This window comes from Phreatobacter sp., from assembly GCF_051860605.1.
Classification (GTDB): Bacteria; Pseudomonadota; Alphaproteobacteria; order Rhizobiales; family Phreatobacteraceae; genus Phreatobacter.
In genome coordinates this window covers 42,560-63,535 of sequence record NZ_JBHYDR010000012.1, presented here as the reverse complement: position 1 = coordinate 63,535, position 20,976 = coordinate 42,560, and the positions used below count along the sequence as shown (strand labels likewise).

General features: G+C 67.7%; 17 protein-coding genes and 2 pseudogenes. 6 read left to right on the top strand and 13 right to left on the bottom strand.

From position 1 onward, the window contains the following. Positions 1 to 68 precede the first annotated feature (68 nt). Both ACTIFS_RS18810 and ACTIFS_RS18805 read right to left on the bottom strand, forming a co-directional pair. Positions 69 to 500 (bottom strand): VOC family protein, encoded by a 432-nt coding sequence (locus tag ACTIFS_RS18810; RefSeq protein WP_439575655.1) that lies wholly within the window; start codon positions 498 to 500, stop codon positions 69 to 71. After that, positions 497 to 1,717 (bottom strand): PA0069 family radical SAM protein, encoded by a 1,221-nt coding sequence (locus ACTIFS_RS18805; protein ID WP_439575654.1) that lies wholly within the window; start codon positions 1,715 to 1,717, stop codon positions 497 to 499. Before ACTIFS_RS18805 ends, ACTIFS_RS18810 begins: the two co-directional genes overlap by 4 nt. A 138-nt stretch (positions 1,718 to 1,855) precedes the next feature. Here ACTIFS_RS18805 and ACTIFS_RS18800 point away from each other — a divergent pair, with 138 nt between their 5' ends. The 5 genes and pseudogenes from ACTIFS_RS18800 to metH all read left to right on the top strand — a co-directional run. Next, entirely contained in the window at positions 1,856 to 2,890 is a 1,035-nt protein-coding gene (locus tag ACTIFS_RS18800; RefSeq protein WP_439575738.1) for an ArsR/SmtB family transcription factor, read from the top strand. Beyond that, a complete protein-coding gene (gene metF, locus ACTIFS_RS18795; protein WP_439575653.1) occupies positions 2,890 to 3,807 on the top strand; it encodes a methylenetetrahydrofolate reductase [NAD(P)H] in 918 nt (305 codons plus the stop codon). The genes ACTIFS_RS18800 and metF overlap by 1 nt, the downstream gene beginning before the upstream one ends. 38 nt (positions 3,808 to 3,845) lie before the next feature. Next, a pseudogene (locus ACTIFS_RS18790) lies at positions 3,846 to 4,919 on the top strand (homocysteine S-methyltransferase family protein); the annotation flags it as partial. Between the two features lie 8 nt (positions 4,920 to 4,927). Next, entirely contained in the window at positions 4,928 to 5,614 is a 687-nt protein-coding gene (locus tag ACTIFS_RS18785) for a class I SAM-dependent methyltransferase (RefSeq protein WP_439575652.1), read from the top strand. 3 nt (positions 5,615 to 5,617) lie between these two features. Continuing rightward, a pseudogene (gene metH, locus ACTIFS_RS18780) lies at positions 5,618 to 8,323 on the top strand (methionine synthase); the annotation flags it as partial. A 175-nt stretch (positions 8,324 to 8,498) separates the two neighbouring features. On the opposite strand, the gene ACTIFS_RS18775 reads toward metH, so the two are convergent. Both ACTIFS_RS18775 and ACTIFS_RS18770 read right to left on the bottom strand, forming a co-directional pair. Beyond that, entirely contained in the window at positions 8,499 to 10,463 is a 1,965-nt protein-coding gene (locus ACTIFS_RS18775; RefSeq protein WP_439575651.1) for a potassium transporter Kup, read from the bottom strand. Positions 10,464 to 10,752: 289 nt separating this feature from the next. Continuing rightward, positions 10,753 to 11,700 carry a DUF2865 domain-containing protein gene (locus tag ACTIFS_RS18770; RefSeq protein ID WP_439575650.1) on the bottom strand — a complete coding sequence of 316 codons (948 nt, stop codon included), beginning with the start codon at positions 11,698 to 11,700 and terminating at the stop codon, positions 10,753 to 10,755. Positions 11,701 to 12,347: 647 nt separating this feature from the next. On the opposite strand from ACTIFS_RS18770, the gene ACTIFS_RS18765 reads away from it, so the two are divergent. Beyond that, positions 12,348 to 13,022, top strand: coding sequence for a TetR/AcrR family transcriptional regulator (locus tag ACTIFS_RS18765; protein ID WP_439575649.1), 675 nt, complete (start codon positions 12,348 to 12,350; stop codon positions 13,020 to 13,022). Positions 13,023 to 13,029: 7 nt separating this feature from the next. On the opposite strand, the gene ACTIFS_RS18760 is transcribed toward ACTIFS_RS18765, so the two are convergent. The 9 genes from ACTIFS_RS18760 to ACTIFS_RS18720 form a co-directional block, all read right to left on the bottom strand. Continuing rightward, positions 13,030 to 13,581 carry a hypothetical protein gene (locus tag ACTIFS_RS18760; protein WP_439575648.1) on the bottom strand — a complete coding sequence of 184 codons (552 nt, stop codon included), beginning with the start codon at positions 13,579 to 13,581 and terminating at the stop codon, positions 13,030 to 13,032. After that, positions 13,578 to 13,814, bottom strand: coding sequence for a DUF2798 domain-containing protein (locus tag ACTIFS_RS18755; RefSeq protein ID WP_439575647.1), 237 nt, complete (start codon positions 13,812 to 13,814; stop codon positions 13,578 to 13,580). Before ACTIFS_RS18755 ends, ACTIFS_RS18760 begins: the two co-directional genes overlap by 4 nt. An 81-nt stretch (positions 13,815 to 13,895) precedes the next feature. After that, positions 13,896 to 14,255 (bottom strand): PilZ domain-containing protein, encoded by a 360-nt coding sequence (locus ACTIFS_RS18750; RefSeq protein ID WP_439575646.1) that lies wholly within the window; start codon positions 14,253 to 14,255, stop codon positions 13,896 to 13,898. Positions 14,256 to 14,300: 45 nt separating this feature from the next. Further along, entirely contained in the window at positions 14,301 to 15,038 is a 738-nt protein-coding gene (locus ACTIFS_RS18745) for an aspartate/glutamate racemase family protein (RefSeq protein WP_439575645.1), read from the bottom strand. Between the two features lie 129 nt (positions 15,039 to 15,167). Next, positions 15,168 to 16,163 carry an ABC transporter ATP-binding protein gene (locus tag ACTIFS_RS18740; protein ID WP_439575644.1) on the bottom strand — a complete coding sequence of 332 codons (996 nt, stop codon included), beginning with the start codon at positions 16,161 to 16,163 and terminating at the stop codon, positions 15,168 to 15,170. Between the two features lie 282 nt (positions 16,164 to 16,445). Beyond that, positions 16,446 to 17,453, bottom strand: a complete 1,008-nt coding sequence (locus ACTIFS_RS18735) for an ABC transporter ATP-binding protein (RefSeq protein ID WP_439575643.1) — start codon at positions 17,451 to 17,453, stop codon at positions 16,446 to 16,448. Next, positions 17,450 to 18,352 carry an ABC transporter permease gene (locus ACTIFS_RS18730; RefSeq protein ID WP_439575642.1) on the bottom strand — a complete coding sequence of 301 codons (903 nt, stop codon included), beginning with the start codon at positions 18,350 to 18,352 and terminating at the stop codon, positions 17,450 to 17,452. Before ACTIFS_RS18730 ends, ACTIFS_RS18735 begins: the two co-directional genes overlap by 4 nt. 4 nt (positions 18,353 to 18,356) lie before the next feature. Continuing rightward, a complete protein-coding gene (locus tag ACTIFS_RS18725) occupies positions 18,357 to 19,310 on the bottom strand; it encodes an ABC transporter permease (RefSeq protein ID WP_439575641.1) in 954 nt (317 codons plus the stop codon). Between the two features lie 22 nt (positions 19,311 to 19,332). Further along, the gene (locus tag ACTIFS_RS18720) at positions 19,333 to 20,952 is read right to left on the bottom strand and encodes an ABC transporter substrate-binding protein (RefSeq protein ID WP_439575640.1); all 1,620 of its coding nucleotides are present in this window, start codon (positions 20,950 to 20,952) and stop codon (positions 19,333 to 19,335) included. Between the last annotated feature and the right edge of the window lie 24 nt (positions 20,953 to 20,976).

The window sequence follows — 20,976 nt, the reverse complement described above, 5'->3', positions numbered from 1 at the left end:
GGTCCAGCGGGATGAGACGGAGAGTCCGGTTCCCGACAATCCGGTTCAGCCTCCCGCCGGCCCCGACCTCAGGCCGGGAGGTCGATGGTGCCGTCCTCCCTCAGCGGGAAGAACGGGTTCCAGGCAAGTTCGACCGGATGGCCATCGGGGTCGGCGACATAGCCGGAATATCCGCCCCAGCCGGTATCCTCCGGTTCCTTCAGCACCGTGGCGCCGGCGGCAAGCGCCTGTTCGAACACCCGGTCGACGGCGCCCTTCGAGGGCAGGTTGCGGGCCAGCGTGATGCCGCCGAAAGGGCCGCGCGGCGTATCGGACAGCCCGGCATCGGCGGCAAGGTCGGCCCGCCCGAACAGGGCCAGCACCACGCCGCCGGCGGCAAAGAAACTGATCGTCTCGCGGCTCTGCGAGAGCGAGAGCGCAAAGCCGAGCGCCTGGTAGAAGCGTGTGGCGCGCGCGACGTCGGCAACGCCGAGAGTGATGAGGGCAAGGGCGGCGGTCATCGGGTCTCATCGAACAGGCTGAGCTGGCGGGCGCTGGCCGGCCCGCGCGGTTCCGGCGGCGTGAACTGGCTGGTGGCGAGCCTCAGCCGCCGCTTGTCGAAGCCGAGCCGGGCGGCGGCCACCTCGAACCTGCGGCCGATCATCCAGGCGAACGGACCCGTGCCCTTCTGGCGCTGGAAGAACGTGGCATCGTAATCCTTGCCGCTGCGGGTCTGCTGGACCAGCGACAGAACGTGGCGGGCAGCATCCGGGCGGTTGGCCACCAGCCATTCGCGGAACAGGTCGCGGATCTCCAGCGGCAGGCGCAGCAGCACGTAGCCGGCCTCGCGCGCGCCCATGTGCCAGCAGGACTGCAGGATCTTCTCGATCTCCGAATCGTTCACGGCCGGGATGATCGGCGCGACCAGAACAGCGGTCGGAATGCCGGCCTGCGACAGCATCCGGATCGCCTCCAGCCGCTTCGCCGGGGTGGAGGCGCGCGGCTCCAGCGCGCGGGCAAGCTTTGCATCGAGCGTCGTCACCGAGATCGCCACCTTGGCCAGCCCCCGTTCTGCCATGCGGGCGAGGATGTCGATGTCGCGGGTAACCAGGTGGTTCTTGGTGACGATGCCGACCGGGTGGCGGGTGCGCTCCAGCACCTCCAGGATCCGGCGGGTGAGCTGCCACTGCTTCTCGATCGGCTGGTAGGGGTCGGTGTTGGTGCCGATGGCGATGGTGCGCGGCTGGTAGGCGGGATCGGCCAGTTCCTTCTCCAGGAGTTCGGGGGCATTGGGCTTCACGAACAGGCGCGTCTCGAAATCGAGGCCGGGCGACAGGCCCATATAGGCGTGGGTCGGTCGGGCGAAGCAGTAGGTGCAGCCATGCTCGCAGCCCCGATAGGGATTGATCGAGCGGTCGAAGGACAGGTCAGGCGAATCGTTGCGGGTGATGATGCGGCGGGCCTTCTCCTCCGTAACGGTGGTCGCAAGGGGCGGCAGGTCCTCGATCGAGGCCCAGCCGTCGTCGATCGCCTCGCGCTGAACCGTCTCGTAGCGGCCGGAGGCATTGGTCAGCGTGCCGCGGCCGCGCCGGCGCTCGCCGGAAACACCCGGCCCCGAGGCAAGGTCGAGTGCATGGGCGGTGCGCCCCCCGAAGAGGCGGGCAGCCGCCGCCTCGATGCCGCCGGCATTCAGGCGGTCTGCAAGGTCATGGTCCGTTCTGGCAAGGGCGCGTGACATGACGGGAACCCTACCACCGTCATCCGATCAAAACAAGAACAAAACAGGATCATATGGGAACGGGCAGCAGCCCTCTTCGAGAGGCTTGCGCAACCAGCGATAACGGCATAAAGATATCTTTATATGTGAGTGAAGCCTGTGCCGAACCTGTTCTCCTCCGCGCCCGCAGCCCATGCTTTCGACGACGCCGTGGCCGTGCTGCGCGCGGTCGGCGAGCCGACGCGGCTGCGCCTGATCGCGCTGGTGGCGGAGACCGAGCTCACCGTCACCGACATGGTCGACATCCTCGGACAGAGCCAGCCGCGCATCTCGCGGCATCTCAAGCTGCTCCTGGAGGCCGGGCTCGTCGAGCGTGTCAAGGAAGGCTCCTGGGCCTTTTTCCGGGCGGCCGGGGAGGGTGCAGGCGGGCTTGCCGTCACAACGCTGGTGGCGCTGGTCGATCCGGCCGATCCGATCCTTGCGATCGACCGCGAGCGGCTCGCCGAGGTGCGGGCCAAGCGGGCCGCCGAGGCGCAGGCCTTTTTCGGGCGTCACGCCGCCGACTGGGACCGCCTGCGCGCCCTGCATGTGCCGGAGGAGCGCGTCGAGGCGGCGGTCAGGGAGGCGCTGACCGGCCGGCCGGTGCGCGCGCTGCTCGACCTCGGCACCGGAACGGGGCGCATGCTCGAACTGTTCGCCCCCGAGATCGAGCGCGGGCTCGGCATCGACGCCAGCCCCGAAATGCTGTCGCTCGCCAGGGCGGCACTCGACCGGGCCGGCATCCGCCATTGTTCGGTGCGCACGGGCGATATCTATGCGCTCGGCCTGCCGCGCGATGCCTATGACGCCGTGATCATCCACCAGGTGCTGCATTTCCTCGACGATGGCGCCCGTGCCATCCGCGAGGCGGCGCGCGTGCTGCGTCCCGGCGGGCGGCTGGTGGTTGTCGATTTCGCCCCGCACGAACAGGAATTCCTGCGCGAGGCGCAGGCCCACCGCCGCCTCGGCTTCGGCCGCGAGGTGGTGGAGGGCTGGATGGAGGCCGCCGGCCTCGATCTCTGCCGCTTCCAGAACCTTGCGCCCGAGGGCCGGGGCTCCGGCAAGCTCACCGTTTCCATCTGGGTCGGCCGCGACCCGCGCATCATCACCGACGCCCCGGCCCTGCCGGAGGCTGAAGCCGTCGAGGTCGCCTGATGTCTTCCTCCGCCTACAAGGCGAGCCGCTATGTCTCGCGTTCGCGCCTGAAGGTCTCCTTCGAGTTCTTCCCGCCGAAGAGCGACGAGATGGAGGCGACGCTGTGGGACTCCATCGAGCGGCTCGCGCCGCTGCAGCCCGCCTTCGTATCGGTCACCTACGGGGCCGGCGGGTCGACGCGCGAGCGGACCCACGCCACGGTTGCCCGCATCATCAAGGAAACCGCGCTGAAGCCGGCGGCGCACCTGACCTGCGTCGCCGCCACGCGCGCGCAGGTCGACGAGGTGATCCGCGACTACTGGGAGGCGGGCGTGCGCCATATCGTGGCGCTGCGCGGCGATCCGGTGGGCGGGGTCGGCACCCGCTACGAGAGCCACCCCGGCGGCTACGAGGGCTCGCCCGAGCTGATCGCCGGCATCCGGGCCATCGGCGATTTCGAGGTCTCCGTGTCGGCCTATCCGGAAATGCATCCGGAGAGCGGCTCGGTCAGCGCCGACATCGACATCCTGAAGCGCAAGGTCGATGCGGGAGCCACCCGCGCCATCACCCAGTTCTTCTTCGACAACGACGTGTTCCTGCGCTACCTCGACCGCGTCCGGGATGCGGGCATCACCATCCCCATCGTGCCGGGCATCGTGCCGGTGCAGAACTTCAAGCAGACGGCCGGCTTTGCCGCCCGCACCGGCGCCAGCGTGCCGGACTGGCTCGCCCGGCGCTTCGAGGGGCTGGAGGACGACCCGTCGACCCGCAAGCTGATCGCCGCGGCGGTTGCCGCCGAACAGGTGCTCGACCTGGTCGATCGCGGCATCACCGAGTTCCATTTCTACACGATGAATCGCGCCGACCTCGTCTACGCCGTCTGCCACCTGCTCGGCATGCGTCCCCAGGACGTTGCGCCGAACGCGGTGGCGGCGTGAATCAACCCCACCGAGCGTCAGTCGCCGGAGACTGTTCCATGACCCAGTTTGCACCCCGCCATGCCGACGGCGCCGACGTGCTGGCCGCCCTGACCAAAGCGGCCGCCGAGCGCATTCTCGTGCTCGACGGCGCCATGGGCACGATGATCCAGCGCTACAAGTTCTCGGAGGCCGATTTCCGCGGCGAGCGCTTTCAGCACTGGAACCACGACCTTAAGGGCAACAACGACCTTCTCATCCTGACCCGCCCCGACGTGGTGGAGGCCATCCACCTCGAATATTTCGAGGCAGGTTCGGACATGGTCGAGACCAACACCTTCTCGTCCACCTCTATCGCCCAGGCCGATTACGGCATGGAGGAACTCGCCTATGAGCTGAACTACGAGGGTGCTCGCCTGGCCTGCAATGCCGCCCGCCGCGCCGAGGCCAAGGATGGCCGGCGCCGCTTCGTCGCGGGTGCCTTCGGGCCGACCAACCGGACCGCGTCGATCTCTCCGGACGTCAACAATCCCGGGTTTCGCGCGACCACCTTCGACCAGCTGCGCGCGGCCTATGCCGAGGAGGCGCGCGGCCTGATCGACGGCGGGTCCGACGTCATGCTGGTCGAGACCATCTTCGACACGCTCAACGCCAAGGCGGCGCTGGTCGCCATCGAGGAGGTGTTCGAGGAGAAGGGCGTCCGCCTGCCGGTGATGATTTCCGGCACGATCACCGACCTGTCCGGGCGCACCCTGTCGGGCCAGACACCCGAGGCGTTCTGGTATTCCGTGATGCACGCCAAGCCCTTCTCCGTGGGGCTCAACTGCGCCCTCGGCGCCAGGGAGATGCGCGCCCATATCGCCGCCATTTCCAAGGTTGCCGGCACGCTGGTCTGCGCCTATCCCAATGCCGGCCTGCCGAACGAATTCGGCCTCTACGACGAGAGCCCGGAGGCGATGGCCGCCATGGTGGGTGAATTCGCGACCGCGGGCCTGGTCAACATCGTCGGCGGCTGCTGCGGCTCGACGCCGGACCATATCGCCGCCATCGCGAGAGCGGTAAAGGGGGTCAAGCCCCGCGCCGTCCCGGTCATCGAGACCAGGCTTCGGCTGTCCGGCCTCGAAGCCTTCGAGTTTGCTGCATGAACAAGGCCTTCTTCGACAATCCGGAAGCGGTCGCTGCCTATGAGCAGGGGCCGCGCTGGTTCGTGCCCGCCTACGAGGCGAGCCACGACATGGCGACGGTGCTGCTGCAGGAGTTCGTTGCCGAGACGGGGCATATCCTCGTGGTCGGCGCCGGTGGCGGGATCGAGCTTGCAGCGCTTGCCCAGGGCGGCCCGCACTGGCGGTTCACCGGTGTCGATCCGGCGGGCCCGATGATCGAGATGGCGCGCGGCCGGCTGGCGGCGATTGGCGCGCTGGACCGGGTCGATCTGATCCAGGGCTTTGCCAGCGATGCGCCGGCCGGCCCCTTCGATGCGGCGACCTGCTTCCTGACGCTGCATTTCGTGCCGGACGACGGCGCGAGGCTGGCAACGCTTCAGGACATCCGCTCCCGCCTGAAGCCTGGCGCGCCGTTCCTGCTGATTAACGGCTGTCTCGACAAGACGTCGGCCCGCTACCCCCGCGACATGGCGCGCTATTCCGCCTTTGCCCGCTTCAAGGGGGCGCCGGACGAACTGACCCGCAACGCGGCTGTCGCCGTGACGGAACAGGTCCACCTTCTTCCCGCCGCGCGCGACGAGGCACTCCTCGGCGAGGCCGGCTTCCATTCCGTCGAGCCGTTCTACCGTGGCCTGTGGGTCCACGGCTGGCTCGCTCACGCCTGAAAGCAAGCGTTCATGACCAGTCGCGTCGCGTCCTTCATCAATATCGGCGAGCGAACGAACGTCACCGGCTCGGCGAAGTTCCGCAAGCTGATCACCAATGGTGACTATTCGGCGGCCCTCGACGTCGCGCGCGAGCAGGTCGAGAACGGCGCCCAGGTGCTCGACGTCAACATGGACGAGGGCCTGCTCGATTCCGAGAAGGCCATGGTGACCTTCCTCAACCTGATGGCCGCCGAGCCGGACATCGCCCGCGTGCCGGTCATGGTCGACAGCTCCAAGTGGGAGGTGATCGAGGCGGGGCTGAAATGCGTGCAGGGCAAGTGCATCGTCAACTCGATCTCCATGAAGGAAGGCGAGGAGAAGTTCATCGAACAGGCCCGGAAGGTGCGCCGCTATGGCGCCGCCGTGGTCGTGATGGCCTTCGACGAGGTCGGCCAGGCCGACACGTTCCAGCGCAAGATCGAGATCTGCGAGCGGGCCTATCGCATCCTCACCGAACAGGTCGGCTTTCCGCCCGAGGACATCATCTTCGACCCGAACGTCTTCGCGGTCGCGACCGGCATCGAGGAGCACAACAATTACGGCGTCGACTTCATCGAGGCGACGAAGTGGATCCGCGAGAACCTGCCGCACGCCCATGTTTCCGGCGGCGTGTCCAACCTGTCCTTCGCGTTCAGGGGCAACGAGCCGGTGCGCGCGGCCATGCACTCGGTGTTCCTCTACCATGCCATCCGCGTCGGCATGGACATGGGCATCGTCAATGCCGGCGCCCTGCCGGTCTATGACGAGATCGACCCGGAACTGCGCGAACTCTGCGAGGACGTGATCCTCAACCGCCGGTCCGATTCCACCGAGCGGATGGTGGATGCCGCGGCGCGCTTCAAGGGCGATGGCGTTGCCCAGCAGGACAACAAGAAGGACATGTCCTGGCGCGAGAAGCCGGTCGGCGAGCGCCTGACCCATTCGCTGGTCCACGGCATCACCGAATTCATCGAGCAGGACACCGAGGAGGCGCGCCAGCAATCGGCCCGGCCGCTGCATGTCATCGAGGGGCCGCTGATGGACGGCATGAACCATGTCGGCGACCTGTTCGGCGCCGGCAAGATGTTCCTGCCGCAGGTCGTCAAGTCGGCGCGCGTGATGAAACAGGCGGTCGCCTATCTCCAGCCGTTCCTGGAGCAGGAAAAGCGCGACATGGGCCTGGTCGACAAGCCGGCCAACGGCAAGATCCTGATGGCGACCGTGAAGGGCGATGTCCACGACATCGGCAAGAACATCGTCGGCGTCGTGCTCCAGTGCAACAATTACGAGGTGATCGACCTCGGCGTCATGGTGCCGGCGCAGCGCATCCTCGACGAGGCGCGGAAGCACCAGGTCGACATCATCGGCCTGTCGGGCCTGATCACCCCCTCGCTCGACGAGATGGTGCATGTCGCATCCGAGATGGAGCGCGAGGGCTTCTCCTTGCCGCTGCTGATCGGCGGCGCCACCACCTCCCGCGTCCACACGGCGGTGAAGATCCATCCGAACTATGCGCGCGGCCAGACGGTCTATGTGCTCGACGCCTCGCGCGCGGTGGGCGTTGCCTCGGCGCTGCTGTCCGACACCCAGAAGCCGGCCTATGTGGCCGAGATCAAGGCCGAATATGCCAAGATCGCCGAGGCGCATCTGCGCGGCGAGCAGGCCAAGAACCGTCTGCCGCTGGCGGATGCCCGGGCCAATGGCCTGAAGCTCGACTGGGCCGGCTTCACGCCGAAGGGACCCTCGTTCATCGGCACCCGGGTGTTCGAGGATTTCGACCTTGCCGATCTCGTCAGCGCCATCGACTGGACGCCGTTCTTCCAGACCTGGGAACTGAAGGGGCGCTATCCGGCGATCCTCGACGACGACAAGTATGGCGAGGCGGCCCGCACCCTGTTCAAGGATGCGCAGGTCATGCTCCAGCGCATCGTCGGCGAGAAATGGCTGACCGCGAAGGCCGTCGTCGGCTTCTGGCCGGCCAATGCCGTCGGCGACGACATCGCGCTCTTTGCCGACGAGAGCCGGACGCAGGAGCTTGGCCGGCTGCATACGCTGCGCCAGCAGATTTCCCGCCGCGAGGGACGCGAGCGCGCCCATATCGCGCTGTCGGACTATGTCGCGCCGAAAGGCACCAAGCCTGACTGGGTGGGCGGCTTCGTCGTCACCGCAGGCATCGGCGAGGACGAGATCTCGAAGCGGTTCGAGGCGGCGAAGGACGACTATTCCTCCATCCTCTGCAAGGCGCTGGCCGACCGGCTGGCGGAGGCCTTCGCCGAGCGCCTGCACCAGATCGTCCGCCGGACCCTGTGGGGCTATGTGCCCGACGAGGCGCTGAGCAACGAGGAACTGATCCTCGAGCAGTATCAGGGCATCCGTCCGGCGCCCGGCTATCCGGCCCAGCCCGACCATACCGAGAAGGACACGCTGTTCCGCCTGCTCGATGCCGAAAGGGCCATCGGCGTGACGCTCACCGAGAGCCGCGCCATGTGGCCGGGCTCCTCCGTCTCGGGGCTCTATCTGGCCCATCCCGACAGCGAATATTTCGGCGTCGGCCGGGTCGAGCGGGACCAGGTGGAGGACTATGCCGCCCGCAAGGGCTGGACGGTGGAGGAGGCCGAGCGCTGGCTCGCCCCCGTGCTGAACTACGATCCGGGCCTGATGAAGTCGATGAGCGTGGCCGCCGAGTAGGGGGCTGCCGGGCTAAGGCGGCGGCAAGCGACTGCCGTTTTTTGAGTTGCGGCGGCCGGAAGCAGCCGCCTTTTTCAGTCGCGGCGGCCGGAAGCAGCCGTTTTTTGAGTTGCGGCGGCCGGAAGCAGCCGTTTTTTGAGTTGCGGCGGCTGGAAGCAGCCGCCGCTGCGGGACCTCAGATCGTCACCTGCGTCCCCACCTCCACCACGCGGCCGGTCGGCAGGTGGAAATAGTCCGAGGCCGAGTTGGCGTTCACCGCCATGCCGATGAAGATGTAGTCCTGCCAGAGCGGCATGCCGAGCTTGCCGGAGGCCTTCAGGTGCCGCCGCGACAGGAAGAACGAGGTCGACATCATGTCGAACTTCAGCCCCACCTTCTTGCAGGCGATCAGCGCCTTCGGCACATGCGGGGTTTCCATATAGCCGAAGCGCACCACCAGCTTGGAGAAGGTGTCGTTGATCTTCTCGAAGCTGATGCGCTCGCCGTCCGGCACGCGCGGGGTCTCGGCGGTGTTCACGGCCAGGAACACGTTGTGCTCGTGCAGCACCTTGTTGTGCTTGAGGTTGTGCAGGAGCGAGGCCGGCGCATAGGCGTGGTCGGAGGTCAGGAACACGGCGGTTCCCGGCACCCGGTGCGGCGGGCGCTTCTCGAAGCTGCGCATGAGGTCGGCCAGCGGCACCTCGATGCGGCGGGTCTTCTCGCCCAGGATGCGCGTGCCGGTCCGCCAGGTGAACATCAGGAAGACGATGCCGGCGGCCAGCATCAGCGGCACCCAGCCGCCCTCCAGCGTCTTGGTCAGATTGGCACCGAAAAACACCACCTCGATGGCAAGGAACGGCACCGTGATGGCCGCGGCGGCGAAGCGGTTCCACTTCCAGACCCGCCAGACGACCAGGAAGAACAGGATGGAATTGACCACCATGGTGCCGCTCACCGCGACGCCATAGGCCGAGGCCAGCCGCGAGGAGGTCTGGAAGGTCAGCACCAGGATGAGCACCGCCACCATCAGCGACCAGTTGATGAAGGGCAGGTAGATCTGCCCGGCATGCTCCTCGGACGTGTGCATGATCTTCAGGCGCGGCAGCAGGCCAAGCTGGGTCGCCTGCCGTGTCAGCGAGAAGGCCCCGGTGATGACGGCCTGGCTGGCAATGATCGTCGCCATGGTGGCGAGCGCCACCAGCGGCAGCAGCGCCCAGCCCGGCGCCAGAAGAAAGAACGGATTGACCAGGGTCTCGGGCTTGGCCAGCACCATGGCGCCCTGGCCGAGATAGTTCAGCGTCAGGCAGGGGAAGACGACGCCCAGCCAGGCCCACTGGATCGGCCTGCGCCCGAAATGGCCGAGATCGGCGAACAATGCCTCGCACCCCGAGACGGCGAGAAACACCGCTCCCAGTGCGATCAGGCCGACCGTGCCGTTCGAGGCGAGGAACAGCGCGCCGTTCACCGGGTTGAAGGCCGCCAGGACGCCGAGATCGTCCCAGATGTGAAGGAAGCCCAGAACCGCCATCGTGAGGAACCAGACCAGTGTGATCGGTCCGAAGAAGCGGGCCACGCGGGCGGTTCCGTGACGCTGGACCGCGAACAGGCCGACGATGATGACGACGGTCAGGGGCAGGATGTAGGGCTCGAACACGGGGGTGACGAGTTTGAGGCCTTCCAGCGCCGAGACGACGGAAATGGCCGGGGTGATCGCCGCATCGCCATAGAACAGGGCGGCGCCGATGACCCCGACCCCGATGATCGCCAGCTTGTCGCGCCCGACGATCTTCTGGACCAGGGCGAGCAGGGTCAGCGTCCCGCCCTCGCCCTGATTGTCCGCCCGCAGCAGCAGGAGAACATATTTGATCGTGACCAGCAGGATCAGCGCCCAGAGGATCAGCGAGAGGATGCCGATCACGGCCTCGCGGGGCACGGCGCCTTCGAGGTTCGGGCCCAGTGCTGCCCGCATGGCCTCGCGGAAGGCATAGAGCGGGCTGGTGCCGATGTCCCCGTAGACGACGCCGATCGAGCCGATGAACAGGGCACCGAAGCCGGCCTGGCCATGGCCGTTCTGTGCCCCTCCATGGGCCGGCGGGGCCGGGGCCGGATGCGCGCCTTCTTCCGGCAGAGGCTGCCCGGTCGACGTCGATTGATCAGCCATGGGTTTTGGAACCTTGAGGACGGTCGGAACGGGGGTCCGGCCTCTTTGGGTGCAGGCGAGTTCGAGGGTCTTGGTCCCGGTGACGCGGGCACCCCGCCTGCTGGCGGAGCGGCCGACCGGCCTGAATGCGGCGCGGTTCTTACTCCTCCTGTCCGCCACAATCAACCGTCGCCCCGTGACGCGGCTGTTTGACGCTCCACGGCACCTGCCACCCCGGGTCAAGCCGTTGGGAAGGCATGAAAAAGTGTGACAGGGCGCCCGAAATTGGCGTATCGCCTCCGAAACCGACCTAACGGGAAAGGCTCGCCTCTGGCCGGGTGATGTCCAGCACGCGGATACCCTCGGCATTGGCGGTGCCGGCCGTCAGCGGCAGCGACGAGGCCATCGTCGTCGTGCCCGTGGCGGCCGCTCGCGGCCGGGTGGCCGGTCCAAGGCGCGATACCGGCGCTGACAGGCCCTGGTCCCTCGCCTGGATGCCGGCCTCGATGGCCGCGACCCGCTGGCGGATGTCGGCCGGCAGCCGCCCATAGGAGCGGGCGGCGACGAAATCGGCCTGCCGGTAGGGGAAACGGGCGCCGCCGGCAAAGACGCGCACGCCTGCCTCGGTCACCACAACGTCGCCCGCGCGCAGCGTCGGGTCGTGGGTGATCGGCACGCGCGCCAGCCCGTTGGTGGAGGCGCCTGCGCAGGTGCAGGCCGCATCGACCCGTTCACGGAACCGGAAGGCCGTGCTCAGCGCGGCATAGGTCTGCCCGCGCGGGCCGACCGCCTGCTCGATCGAGGCATTGCCGCCGGCCGAATAGAGCGCCACCTCGGCTCCCGGACACTGACGCTGGCAGATATCCTGCTGGGCGACCCGCCCGGCTCGCGCCATGGGACGGCCGACGGGGAAGTAGAAGCCGTCGCATGTGCGCACGCAATAGGCCTGCCCGCCCGGTGTCGTCAGGGTCGTGCGCGGGGTGGCCAGTGGCTGGCCGGTCACCGGGTCGATCGCGCCGGTGCGCGGATTGACGGTGATCTCGGGAACCTCGCGGCGGGAGCCGAAGAAGGGCAGGCCGGGGAAAGAGAAGCCACGGGCGGAGGGCGGCGCCTCGCCGCGGCGGGCGGCGCGCATCTCGGCATCGCGGCGGATGACCGCATAGATCTGGTCATTGTCCTGCGCCACCGCCGGCAGGGGCACCAGAGAGGACAGCAACAGCGTTCCTGAGAGGACAAACGCAATCGGCCGGGCGGTCATGGCGCTGCTCCGAGACGGGATTCACACTCGCATCCTGTCCACAACTCCTTTCGGCCAAATCTGTTGCAGATGAATGTCGCCAATTCGCGCAAGTCTCGGGAACGGGCGCCTTCGGCGAAACACAGGGCGCACGAGACACAGGGCGCACGAGACACAGGGCGCACGAGACACAGGGCGCACGAGACACAGGGCGCACGAGACACAGGGCCCGCGAGGCCCAAATGAAACCGCCGGGCACTGGGCCCGGCGTTCTCATCCGATCAAGTCAGGATTGGTGCTCCTCAGGGGAGCGGAGGGTCAGAACGCGCCAAACAGAATGGCTCCGACGAAAGCGAAAGCGGCACACGCGGCAACGATATTCACGTGTCGCGCAAGTTCCACGGCTGACCTCCCTGTTCAGGAACCGGGACCCCCAATCTACTTGGCCGGCTCGGCGCCTGCAAAGCAAAAATGGCGGTGGCGGCTGACACTGTGGCGCTGCGGAGGCGGGATTGGGGCGGATATGGCTTGAGAATGCTTGGCTTTTTGCCGGTTCGGACCGGTGGAAAAATGGGTGAGCGAGGCTGACGCTCCCGCCTGTCCTATGCGCTGTCCGGGTGTCGCGAGCGGACTTGACCCGCAGAGGCTGCAATGTCAGCGTCTTTCACATGAGGCGAACCCTTCCCGACAGCCGGCTCGCCGAGCGGCGCGGTTATCACCACGGCAACCTGCGCGAATCGCTCGTGGAGGCCGCCAGACGGCTCATCGCCGAGCGCGGTCCTGCCGGTTTCACCCTCTCGGATGCGGCCAAACTTGCCGGCGTATCGCCGGCGGCGCCCTACCGGCATTTCAAGGATCGCCAGGCGCTGCTGCGCGAGGTGGCCCAACTGGGCTTTCAGGAGCTTGGGCGCCGGCTGGGGCAATCCACCCGGTCCGCCGGGCCCGGCCCCGATGGCTTCATGGCCATGGGGCGCGCCTATCTCGACTTCGCCCGGGAGGAGCCTGCCTATTACGCCGCGATGTTCAACACCGGACTGGCCGGGTCCGACGAGGCGGAGGGAACGGCGGAGAAGGAGGCCGATCCGGGATTTGCGCTGCTGGAACAGGCTGTCGGCCAGTTCACGGGGGTCAGCGACCCGGCGCAGCGGCGGCAGGGCGCCCTCATCGTCTATGCGCTCACGCATGGCCTGGCCTCGCTTGCCGCGCCCGGCAGTGTCGCGGTGCCGGGCACGCTCGGCGATGCCGCCGAGGTGCTGAACATTGGCGTGACGGCGCTGCTGCGCGGCCTGCCATCGGCGCTGGCCGATCCATCCCTCCGCCCGCCGGGCGGTCCATCCGTCTGAAGCGCCGTCAGACGGCCCAGCGGACGAATGTCACCATCAGGCTTGCCGCGGCACTGGCCGCGATCAGGGCGAATTTCAGCGCCGAGGCCCATGGCACGATCCGGCTGACATCGGCGGCATCGAGATAGGCGAGCGCCAGCAGCGCGTTCTCGGCGAGATCGATCCCGGCATAGGCGAGGGGCAGGGTCAGCAGCATGGCCCGCGACCGCTCCGTCAGGAAGGCCGCGCCGCCCGATGCCAGCGCCGCGGCCGCAAACAGGGCGCCAGCGACGGCCGCGATGACGGGCAGGTCGAGGACGAGGCCCCACAGGGCAGGCCGGCGGTTCGGGCCGAGCGTTGCGACGAATGTGCGGAAATCCTCGACGCCGTAGCCCGCCATGCGCGCGTCCGGCCGCTGCGGCCTGACGCAGTCGAGACCGGCGCATGGGCCGGTGCGCAGCACGGCCTCGATATCGGCATGCAGCCAGGTCGATACACCCAGCAGCGCGACGAGGGCCGCCAGCGCCGCGGCCAGGTGAACCGGGCGCACGCCGTCCGCGGCCGCGGCGAGCCCGATCACAGCCCCTTGCTCTCGAGGAAGACGATGATGCGGCCCGTCAGGTTGCGCGCGATCGGGATGGCGATATAGGCCGCCACCGCCGCTGCCGGCCAGGCAATGGCGAAGGCCAGCATCCAGCGGCGGAAATAGTCCGGCGGGAAGCCGAGATTGAGATAGGTGATGAGGGCCGTCATGAGGAAGGCCATGACGGCGGCCATCAGGATCGGCTGGATGATGGCGGCCTTGGCGGGCAAGGGCGGTCTCCGGTGAAGCGGGATGCGTTCGGCCCCATGTTGGCGGGCGCCATGGCCGATGCAAGACGGCTGCCGCGCAGATCAGCCCCAGCCGTCGTCGTCCCGGTCCTGCATCTTGCGCATGAGCTTGCGGTTCTGGGCTTCCAGCGCCTTCAGCTTTTCGGACAGGGAATCGGCCTCGGCGCCCGGTGCGGGCCGGACGAAGCCGGCGCCGATCTCATTGTCCTTGCGCCAGACCACCGTGCAGGCGAACACCGCCGACTTCTGCGGGATCTTGAGGTCGAAATGGTCCGGAACGTCACGGACGGCGCCGCAGTCGAGCCGGACGCCCTGTTCGGAAAAATTGCGCACCGTGCATTCGATCGAGCGCAGCCCCCCCGGATAGAGGATCGTGCCCTTCCAGAAGGTTCGCATCCGCGAATTTGACCGGCGCTCGGACATGATCCTCCTGCTCCGGGAATCACAAACCATCCTGTGGATTGTTGATTAGCGCATCACCGTGACGGCGTCGTGCGCAAAAATCCCGGCGAAGGGCTTGGGGCGGGGGGAGGCATAGCCGCCCGCCTTCGATGTCCGGAGCCCGAGGCCGACCATGGCCTCGGCGAGCTTCACCGCCGCCGCCACGCCGTCGATCACCGGCAGGCCATGCTCGGCCGAGAGCGCGGCGGCCAGGTCCGCCATGCCGGCGCAGCCGAGCACGATGGCCTCGGCGCGGTCTTCTGCCTTCGCGCGGGCGATCTCGTCCGAGATGCGGGCCGTGGCACCCGAGGCCGGATTTTCGAGTTCCAGAACGGGCACCTCGCAGGCGCGCACCCGCGCGCACCGGTGTCCGAAACCGTATTTGTGGACATTGTGCTCAAGCGCCGGAACCGAGACTGCCAGCGTCGTCACGACGGAAAATTTCGTCGCCACCAGCGAGGCCATGTGCATGGCCGCCTCGCCGATGCCCACCACGGGCACCGGCACGAGCGAGCGGGCAGCGTCCAGGCCGGTATCGTCGAAACAGGCGATCACGAAGGCGTCCGCATGCGGGCGAGCGCGCATTTCGGCCAGCATGCCGGGAATGGCGAAGACCTCATCGTAGAAGCCCTCGATGGAGACCGGACCGCTGGCCGGATTGACGGCCTCGATCACCGTGCCGGGCGCTGCGACCGCGCGCGCGGCCGCGCCGATCGTGGCGGTCATGGAGGCGGTGGTGTTGGGATTGACGACGGTGATGTGCATGGCAACAGGCCGTGGCAACGGGACAGGGAGAGGCGACGCGACTGGGAGAGGCGACGGGGCTTGAAGAGCGAACCGGACCATGGCCCGGATGCCGGCCCGAGGAAAGGCCGGACACCGGGCGCCTTCGCCTCACGCCATGGCAGGCGCCGTCAGGTCCGTCCGGAAGCAGCGGGCCTGGTGGCCCTCGCCCACGGAGACCGGTTCCGGAGTCGCCTCCGAGCAGACCGGCTCTGCGATCTTGCAGCGGGGCGCGAAGGCGCAGCCCGGCGGCAGGTTGGCAAGGTCCGGCGGCGAGCCGGGGATGGCGTCGAGCCGGGTGCCCTTGGTCATGGCGTCATGGGCCCGGCTCTTCAGCAGCCCGATCGTATAGGGGTGGCGCGGCCGGCGGATGATGTCGCGGATCGGCCCGGTCTCGACGATCCGGCCGCCATACATGACCGCCACCCGGTCGGCGACCTCCACGGCAACGCCGATGTCGTGGGTCACGAAGATGACCGCGATGCCGAACTCGCGCTGCAACTCGCGGATCAGCAGCAGGATCTGGATCTGTACCGTCGCATCCAGCGCGGTGGTCGGCTCGTCGGCCAGCAGGACCTTGGGATTGCAGGCGAGCGCCAGGGCGATCATCGCCCGTTGCCGCATGCCGCCGGACATCTCGTGCGGATAATTGTCCAGCCGCCGCTCGGGCGAGGGGATGCGCACACGCTCGAACAGGTCGAGCGCGCGCTTGCGGGCGGCCTCCCGCGAGCCGCCGTCATGCTTGACGATGGTCTCGGCGATCTGATGGCCAAGCGTGTAGACGGGGTCCAGCGCCAGCGCCGGCTCCTGGAAGATCATCGAGACGTCGCGGCCGCGGAAGGCCTGCAATTCCTTCGGGGGCAGGGCCAGCACGTCCCGTCCGCCGACCTGGATCGTGCCCTCGATCCGGCTGCGCTTCTCCGGATTGAGGCGCAGCAGCGCCCGCAGTGTCACCGACTTGCCGGAGCCGGATTCGCCCAGGATCGCCAGCGTCTCGCCGCGGTCGATGGACAGGTCCACACCGTTGACGGCGCAGATGGGCTTTGGTCCGCCGGTGAACGTGACCTTCAGGTCGCGGATATCGACGAGGGGTGGGGCAGTCAGCATGGCCGGGCTCCGTTGCGCAGCCGATCGCACGGCACGAAGGGGAGTGCGTCCTTCGAGGCTCGCCCTGCGGGCTCACACCTCAGGATGAGGGGGGGCCTGACTGGCATCCGATGAAGGAGCGGCAGCGGCCCCGGCACGCAGGTCCTGGCGGGATGTCTTGCACCACCAGCCCTCATCCTGAGGTGCGAGGCGGTCGCCGAGCCTCGAAGGACGCACTTGGCTGATACAGGCCGGATGACCAGAGGCGATCCGGGCGACGGGATACCGTTCATGCCATCCCCCTCACGCCGCAGCCGCCCGGCCGGGCGCCATGCTGTGCCCCGAGCCGGGAACCGACCTCAGGCAGGCCACCTGATGGAGGCTCGACATGCTGCTCAGCGCCGGCTCGGTGGCGCTGCACACGCCCTCGGCAAAGGTGCAGCGGGTGTGGAAGCGGCAGCCGGGCGGCGGGTCGATCGGGTTCGGCGGATCGCCGGAAATGGGCGCCTGTTCCGTGCGGTTGTCCGGGTCCATGGTCGGCATGGAGCGGGTGAGCGCTGCCGAATAGGGATGAAGGGGCTGGTCGAAGATCGTTTCCGAGGGGCCGATTTCCGCGACCTTGCCGAGATACATGACCATGACCCGGTCCGACATGTAGCGGACGACATGCAGGTCGTGGGAAATGAAGATGTAGGTGAGCTTGAACTCGTCCTTGAGGTCGAGAAGGAGGTTCAGAACCTGTGCCTCGACCGATTTGTCGAGGGCGGAGACCGCCTCGTCGAGGATCACGACCTTGGGCTGGAGGGCGAGCGCGCGGGCGATGTTGATGCGCTGGCGCTGGCCGCCGGAGAGTTCGTGCGGATAGCGCCCGGCGAACCGCGAGGGTTCGAGCCCCACCTTGGCGAGCAGATCGCGCGCGCGCGCGATCGCCTCCGCCTGCGGCACGCCATGGACCTGCGGTCCGAAGGCGATTGAGCTCTCGATGGTCAGGCGCGGATTGAGCGAGGCGTAGCTGTCCTGGAAGACCATCTGCACCTGGCGGCGGTAGTCGGACAGGGTCAGGTCCGGCGAGCCGACCTTGGCCGCGTCGAACAGGATCTCGCCGGCCGTCGGGTCCATCAGGTGCATGAGCAGGCGCGCCGTGGTCGACTTGCCGCAGCCGGATTCGCCGACGATGCCGAGCGTCTCGCCGGCGATGACGTCGAAATCGACCCCGTCGACGGCGCGCACGACCTTCTTCGGGCCGAACAGGCCGCCGGCGATGGGGAAATGCTTGACCAGGCCGCGGACGGTGAGGAGGGGCTGGCTCATACCTTGACGTCCATGGCGTTGCGCAGGCCGTCCGCCAGCATGTTGAAGGAGATCGATGTCATGAAGATCATGACGCCGGGCAGCGCGGCGACCAGCGGCTGGTTGTAGATGGCCGTGCGCAGCGTGTTCAGCATCAGGCCCCATTCGGGCTCTGGCGGGCGCACGCCGAGGCCGAGGAAGGACAGGCCCGAGGCGAGGATCATGGAGACCGAGATGAGACCGGTCGCATAGACGAAGATCGGCCCCAGCACATTGCCGAGCACATGGACGCGGATGATGGTCAGCGCCTTCGCGCCGGAGGCCCGCGCGGCCTCGACATAGTCCCGGTTCCTGACCTGCGTGGTCACGGCCTCCGCGACGCGCGCGATCGGCGGGATGAACACGACCGTGAGCGAGACCAGCGCGTTCTGGATGCCGGCGCCCAGGGCCCCCGACAGCGCCACCGCCAGCAGCACCGAGGGGAAGGCGTAGAACACGTCGATGGTGCGCATGATGACGGTGTTGGTGCGGCCGCCGACATAGCCGGAAATGATGCCGATCAGGCTGCCGATGCCGAAGGCGAGGATGACGGGCGTCACGCCCATCATCAGCGAGTAGCGGGCGCCGTAGATGAGGCGCGAGAGCATGTCGCGCCCCAGTTCGTCCGTGCCGAGCGGGAAGCCGGACGTGCCGACCGGCCGCAGGCGGCGGATGGTGCGCCCGGCATAGGGGTCCATCGGCGCGATCAGCGGGGCGAGGATGGCCACCAGCAGGAGGAGGACGATCACGCAGCCGGCGAAGACGGCGAGCTTGTCCTTCTTGAACCGCTGCATGACGCCGGCCCAGTAGCCCGGCGACTTCTCGATCGGGGCGACCGTCCTGGCCGGATCCTGCGGGAGGAGCGAGGCAACAGAGGTCATGGCGTCAGCTTCTCTGGATGCGCGGGTCGATCGCGGTCTGGATCACGTCGACGATGAGGTTGAGCATGACGAAGAACAGCGCCAGCACGAGGATCGTGCCCTGCAGGAGCGGCAGGTCACGCTGGAAGATGGCGGCGTTGAGCAGGAAACCCGTGCCCGGCCAGGAGAAAACAGTCTCGATCAGGATCGAGCCGCCGAGCAGGTAGCCGAGCTGCAGGCCCATGACCGCGAGGGCGGTGGGGGCGGCATTCTTCACGACATGGCCGAAAATGCCGAACTCGGACAGGCCCTTGGCGCGCAGGGCCGGCACGAAGTCCTGGCTGAGGATGTCGGCGACGAGGGCGCGGATGGTGCGCGCCACGATCCCCATCGGGATGACGCTCATGGTCACCGCCGGCAGGATGAGGTGGCGGATATGGGCCCAGTCGAGCGTCCAGTCCGCCGAGCCCCCGGGCCCCGCGCCGGTGGGCGGCAACCAGTTGAGCTGGACGGAGAAGATGATGACCAGGACCATGCCGAGCCAGTAATGCGGCACCGACACGCCGACGACGGAGAGGATCGAGGCGATCTTGTCGATCGGGCTGTTGCGGAAATAGCCGGCCACGAAGCCGAACAGCAGCCCGAAGAAGAAGCCGATCATGGTCGCCACGAAGGCGAGCAGGAGGGTGTTCCTGACGGCGCGCAGCACCTCCGACGTCACGGGACGGCCGGAGGCGATCGAGGTGCCGAGGTCGCCCTGAAGCGCCCGCCAGCACCATTTGAAGAACTGCTCGTAATAGGGACGATCGAAGCCGTAGGCCTGCATCATCTGCAGTTTCAGCTCTTCGGACGCATCCGGCGGCAGGACCGAGACCAGGGGGTCGCCGGGTGCGATATGCACCAGCATGAAGCAGACCAGCGAAACGCCGAGGACGATGGGGATCGTGTAGACGAGGCGCTTGCCGAGATAGACTAGCATTCCATGTTCCCTGCGCTCGGCCTCATCCGATGGTGACCGGACAGATGTCCTGGTACCAGTTCTGCGCCTGAACGAAGCCCTTCACGCGCGGCGACAGCGCGCGCGGCGCCACGTCGTGGGCGACGAACAGGAACAGGGCATCGTCGACGAATTTCTCATGGGCGCGCTGGATGGCGGCAAGCTGTCGGGCCGGATCGAAGGAGGCGCGGATTTCGGCGAACAGCGCGTCCATCGCAGGGTCCGAATAATAGCCCCAGTTGGTGCCGCGCGGTGGCATCAGGCCGCTGTCGAGATGGCGGATCAGCGCCGTGAACGGGTCCTGGCTGAAATAGGAGGAATTGGTCGAATGGGCGCCACGCGAGGACGCGTCACGCGCGCCCGCGCGCCAGGAACTCACCAGGGCATTCCAGTCCATCACCTCGAAATCGACCTTGATGCCGATCTCGGCCAGGTTCTGCTGGATCAGTTCGTTCATCACCTGCGGCTGCATCTGCCCCGAGCCGGAGGGCGATATGATCGCCTTGACGGCGAGGGGCCTTGTTGGCCCGAAGCCGGCCTCGGACATCAGCTGCCTTGCGGCGGCAAGGTCGGTCTTCACCTCGAACGAGGGCTTGCCGAACCACGGGCTGGCGGGAGGAACCATGCCCTTTGCGGGCAGCATCAGGCCGCCGAGCAGTTCCACCATACCGTCGCGATCGACGGCGAGGTTGGCGGCCTTGCGGATGCGGATGTCATTCCACGGCGATCCCTCGGTCCGGGAGAAATGCCAGGTCCAGTTGTGAGGATAGACATTGGAGACGATCTGCATGCCGCGGGAGCGCAGCTGGGCCAGTGCGTCCGAAGGCGGCGCCTCGATCCAGTCGACCTGGCCCGCCAGCAGCGCGGAAAGCCGCGTCGTTCCCTCCGGCATCGGCACCAGCACCACACGGTCGAGCTTCGGGCGCCGGGCGGGGTTCCAGTAGGCCGTGTTGGGGACGAGTTCCAGCCGCTCGCGCGGGGTGTAGCGGTCGACCTTCCAGGGCCCGGTCCCGGACGGGGCCTTCAGGAAGTTCTCCCAATTGCGTCCGACCTTGTCCCATTGAGTCGGGGAGGACATCAGGATCCACGACATCTCATAGGGAAACAGGGCGTTTGGCGCGTGGGTGGTGAATTCCAGCGTCATCGGATCGAGGGCCCTGTAGGCCTTCACCGATGGAATGCGCGTGCGACCCTGGCCAGCCTGGCGAGGATCGTACTGGGGCGCGTCGTTCCTGAGGATCTTGTCGAAGTTCCAGACGACCGCTGCCGCATCCAGGGGCGAGCCGTCGTGGAAGGTGACGCCCGGCCTGAGGGCGAAGGTCCAGCGGTTCTGGTCGGCGGGATCGACCTGCCAGGAGGTGGCAAGGCCCGGGATGAGGCCGCCGGGCGCATCGGCTTTCGACAGGTCCCAGAGGATCAGGCTGTCGAATACGTTGTAGCCGACGAATCGCATGCCCTCGGCGCCCTGGTCGGTCTGGCCATTGGGCAGCGGGATGTCGGACGCCGTCATGGCGATGCGCAGCGTGCCTGAGCCCTGCGCCGCGACCTGCGTCAAATCGACGAGCGAGGCGGCACCCGCACCGAGGGCACCGGCGAGAATCTGGCGGCGATCGAGATGGCCCATCGCAGGTCCCTCGGGGGCGGGTCG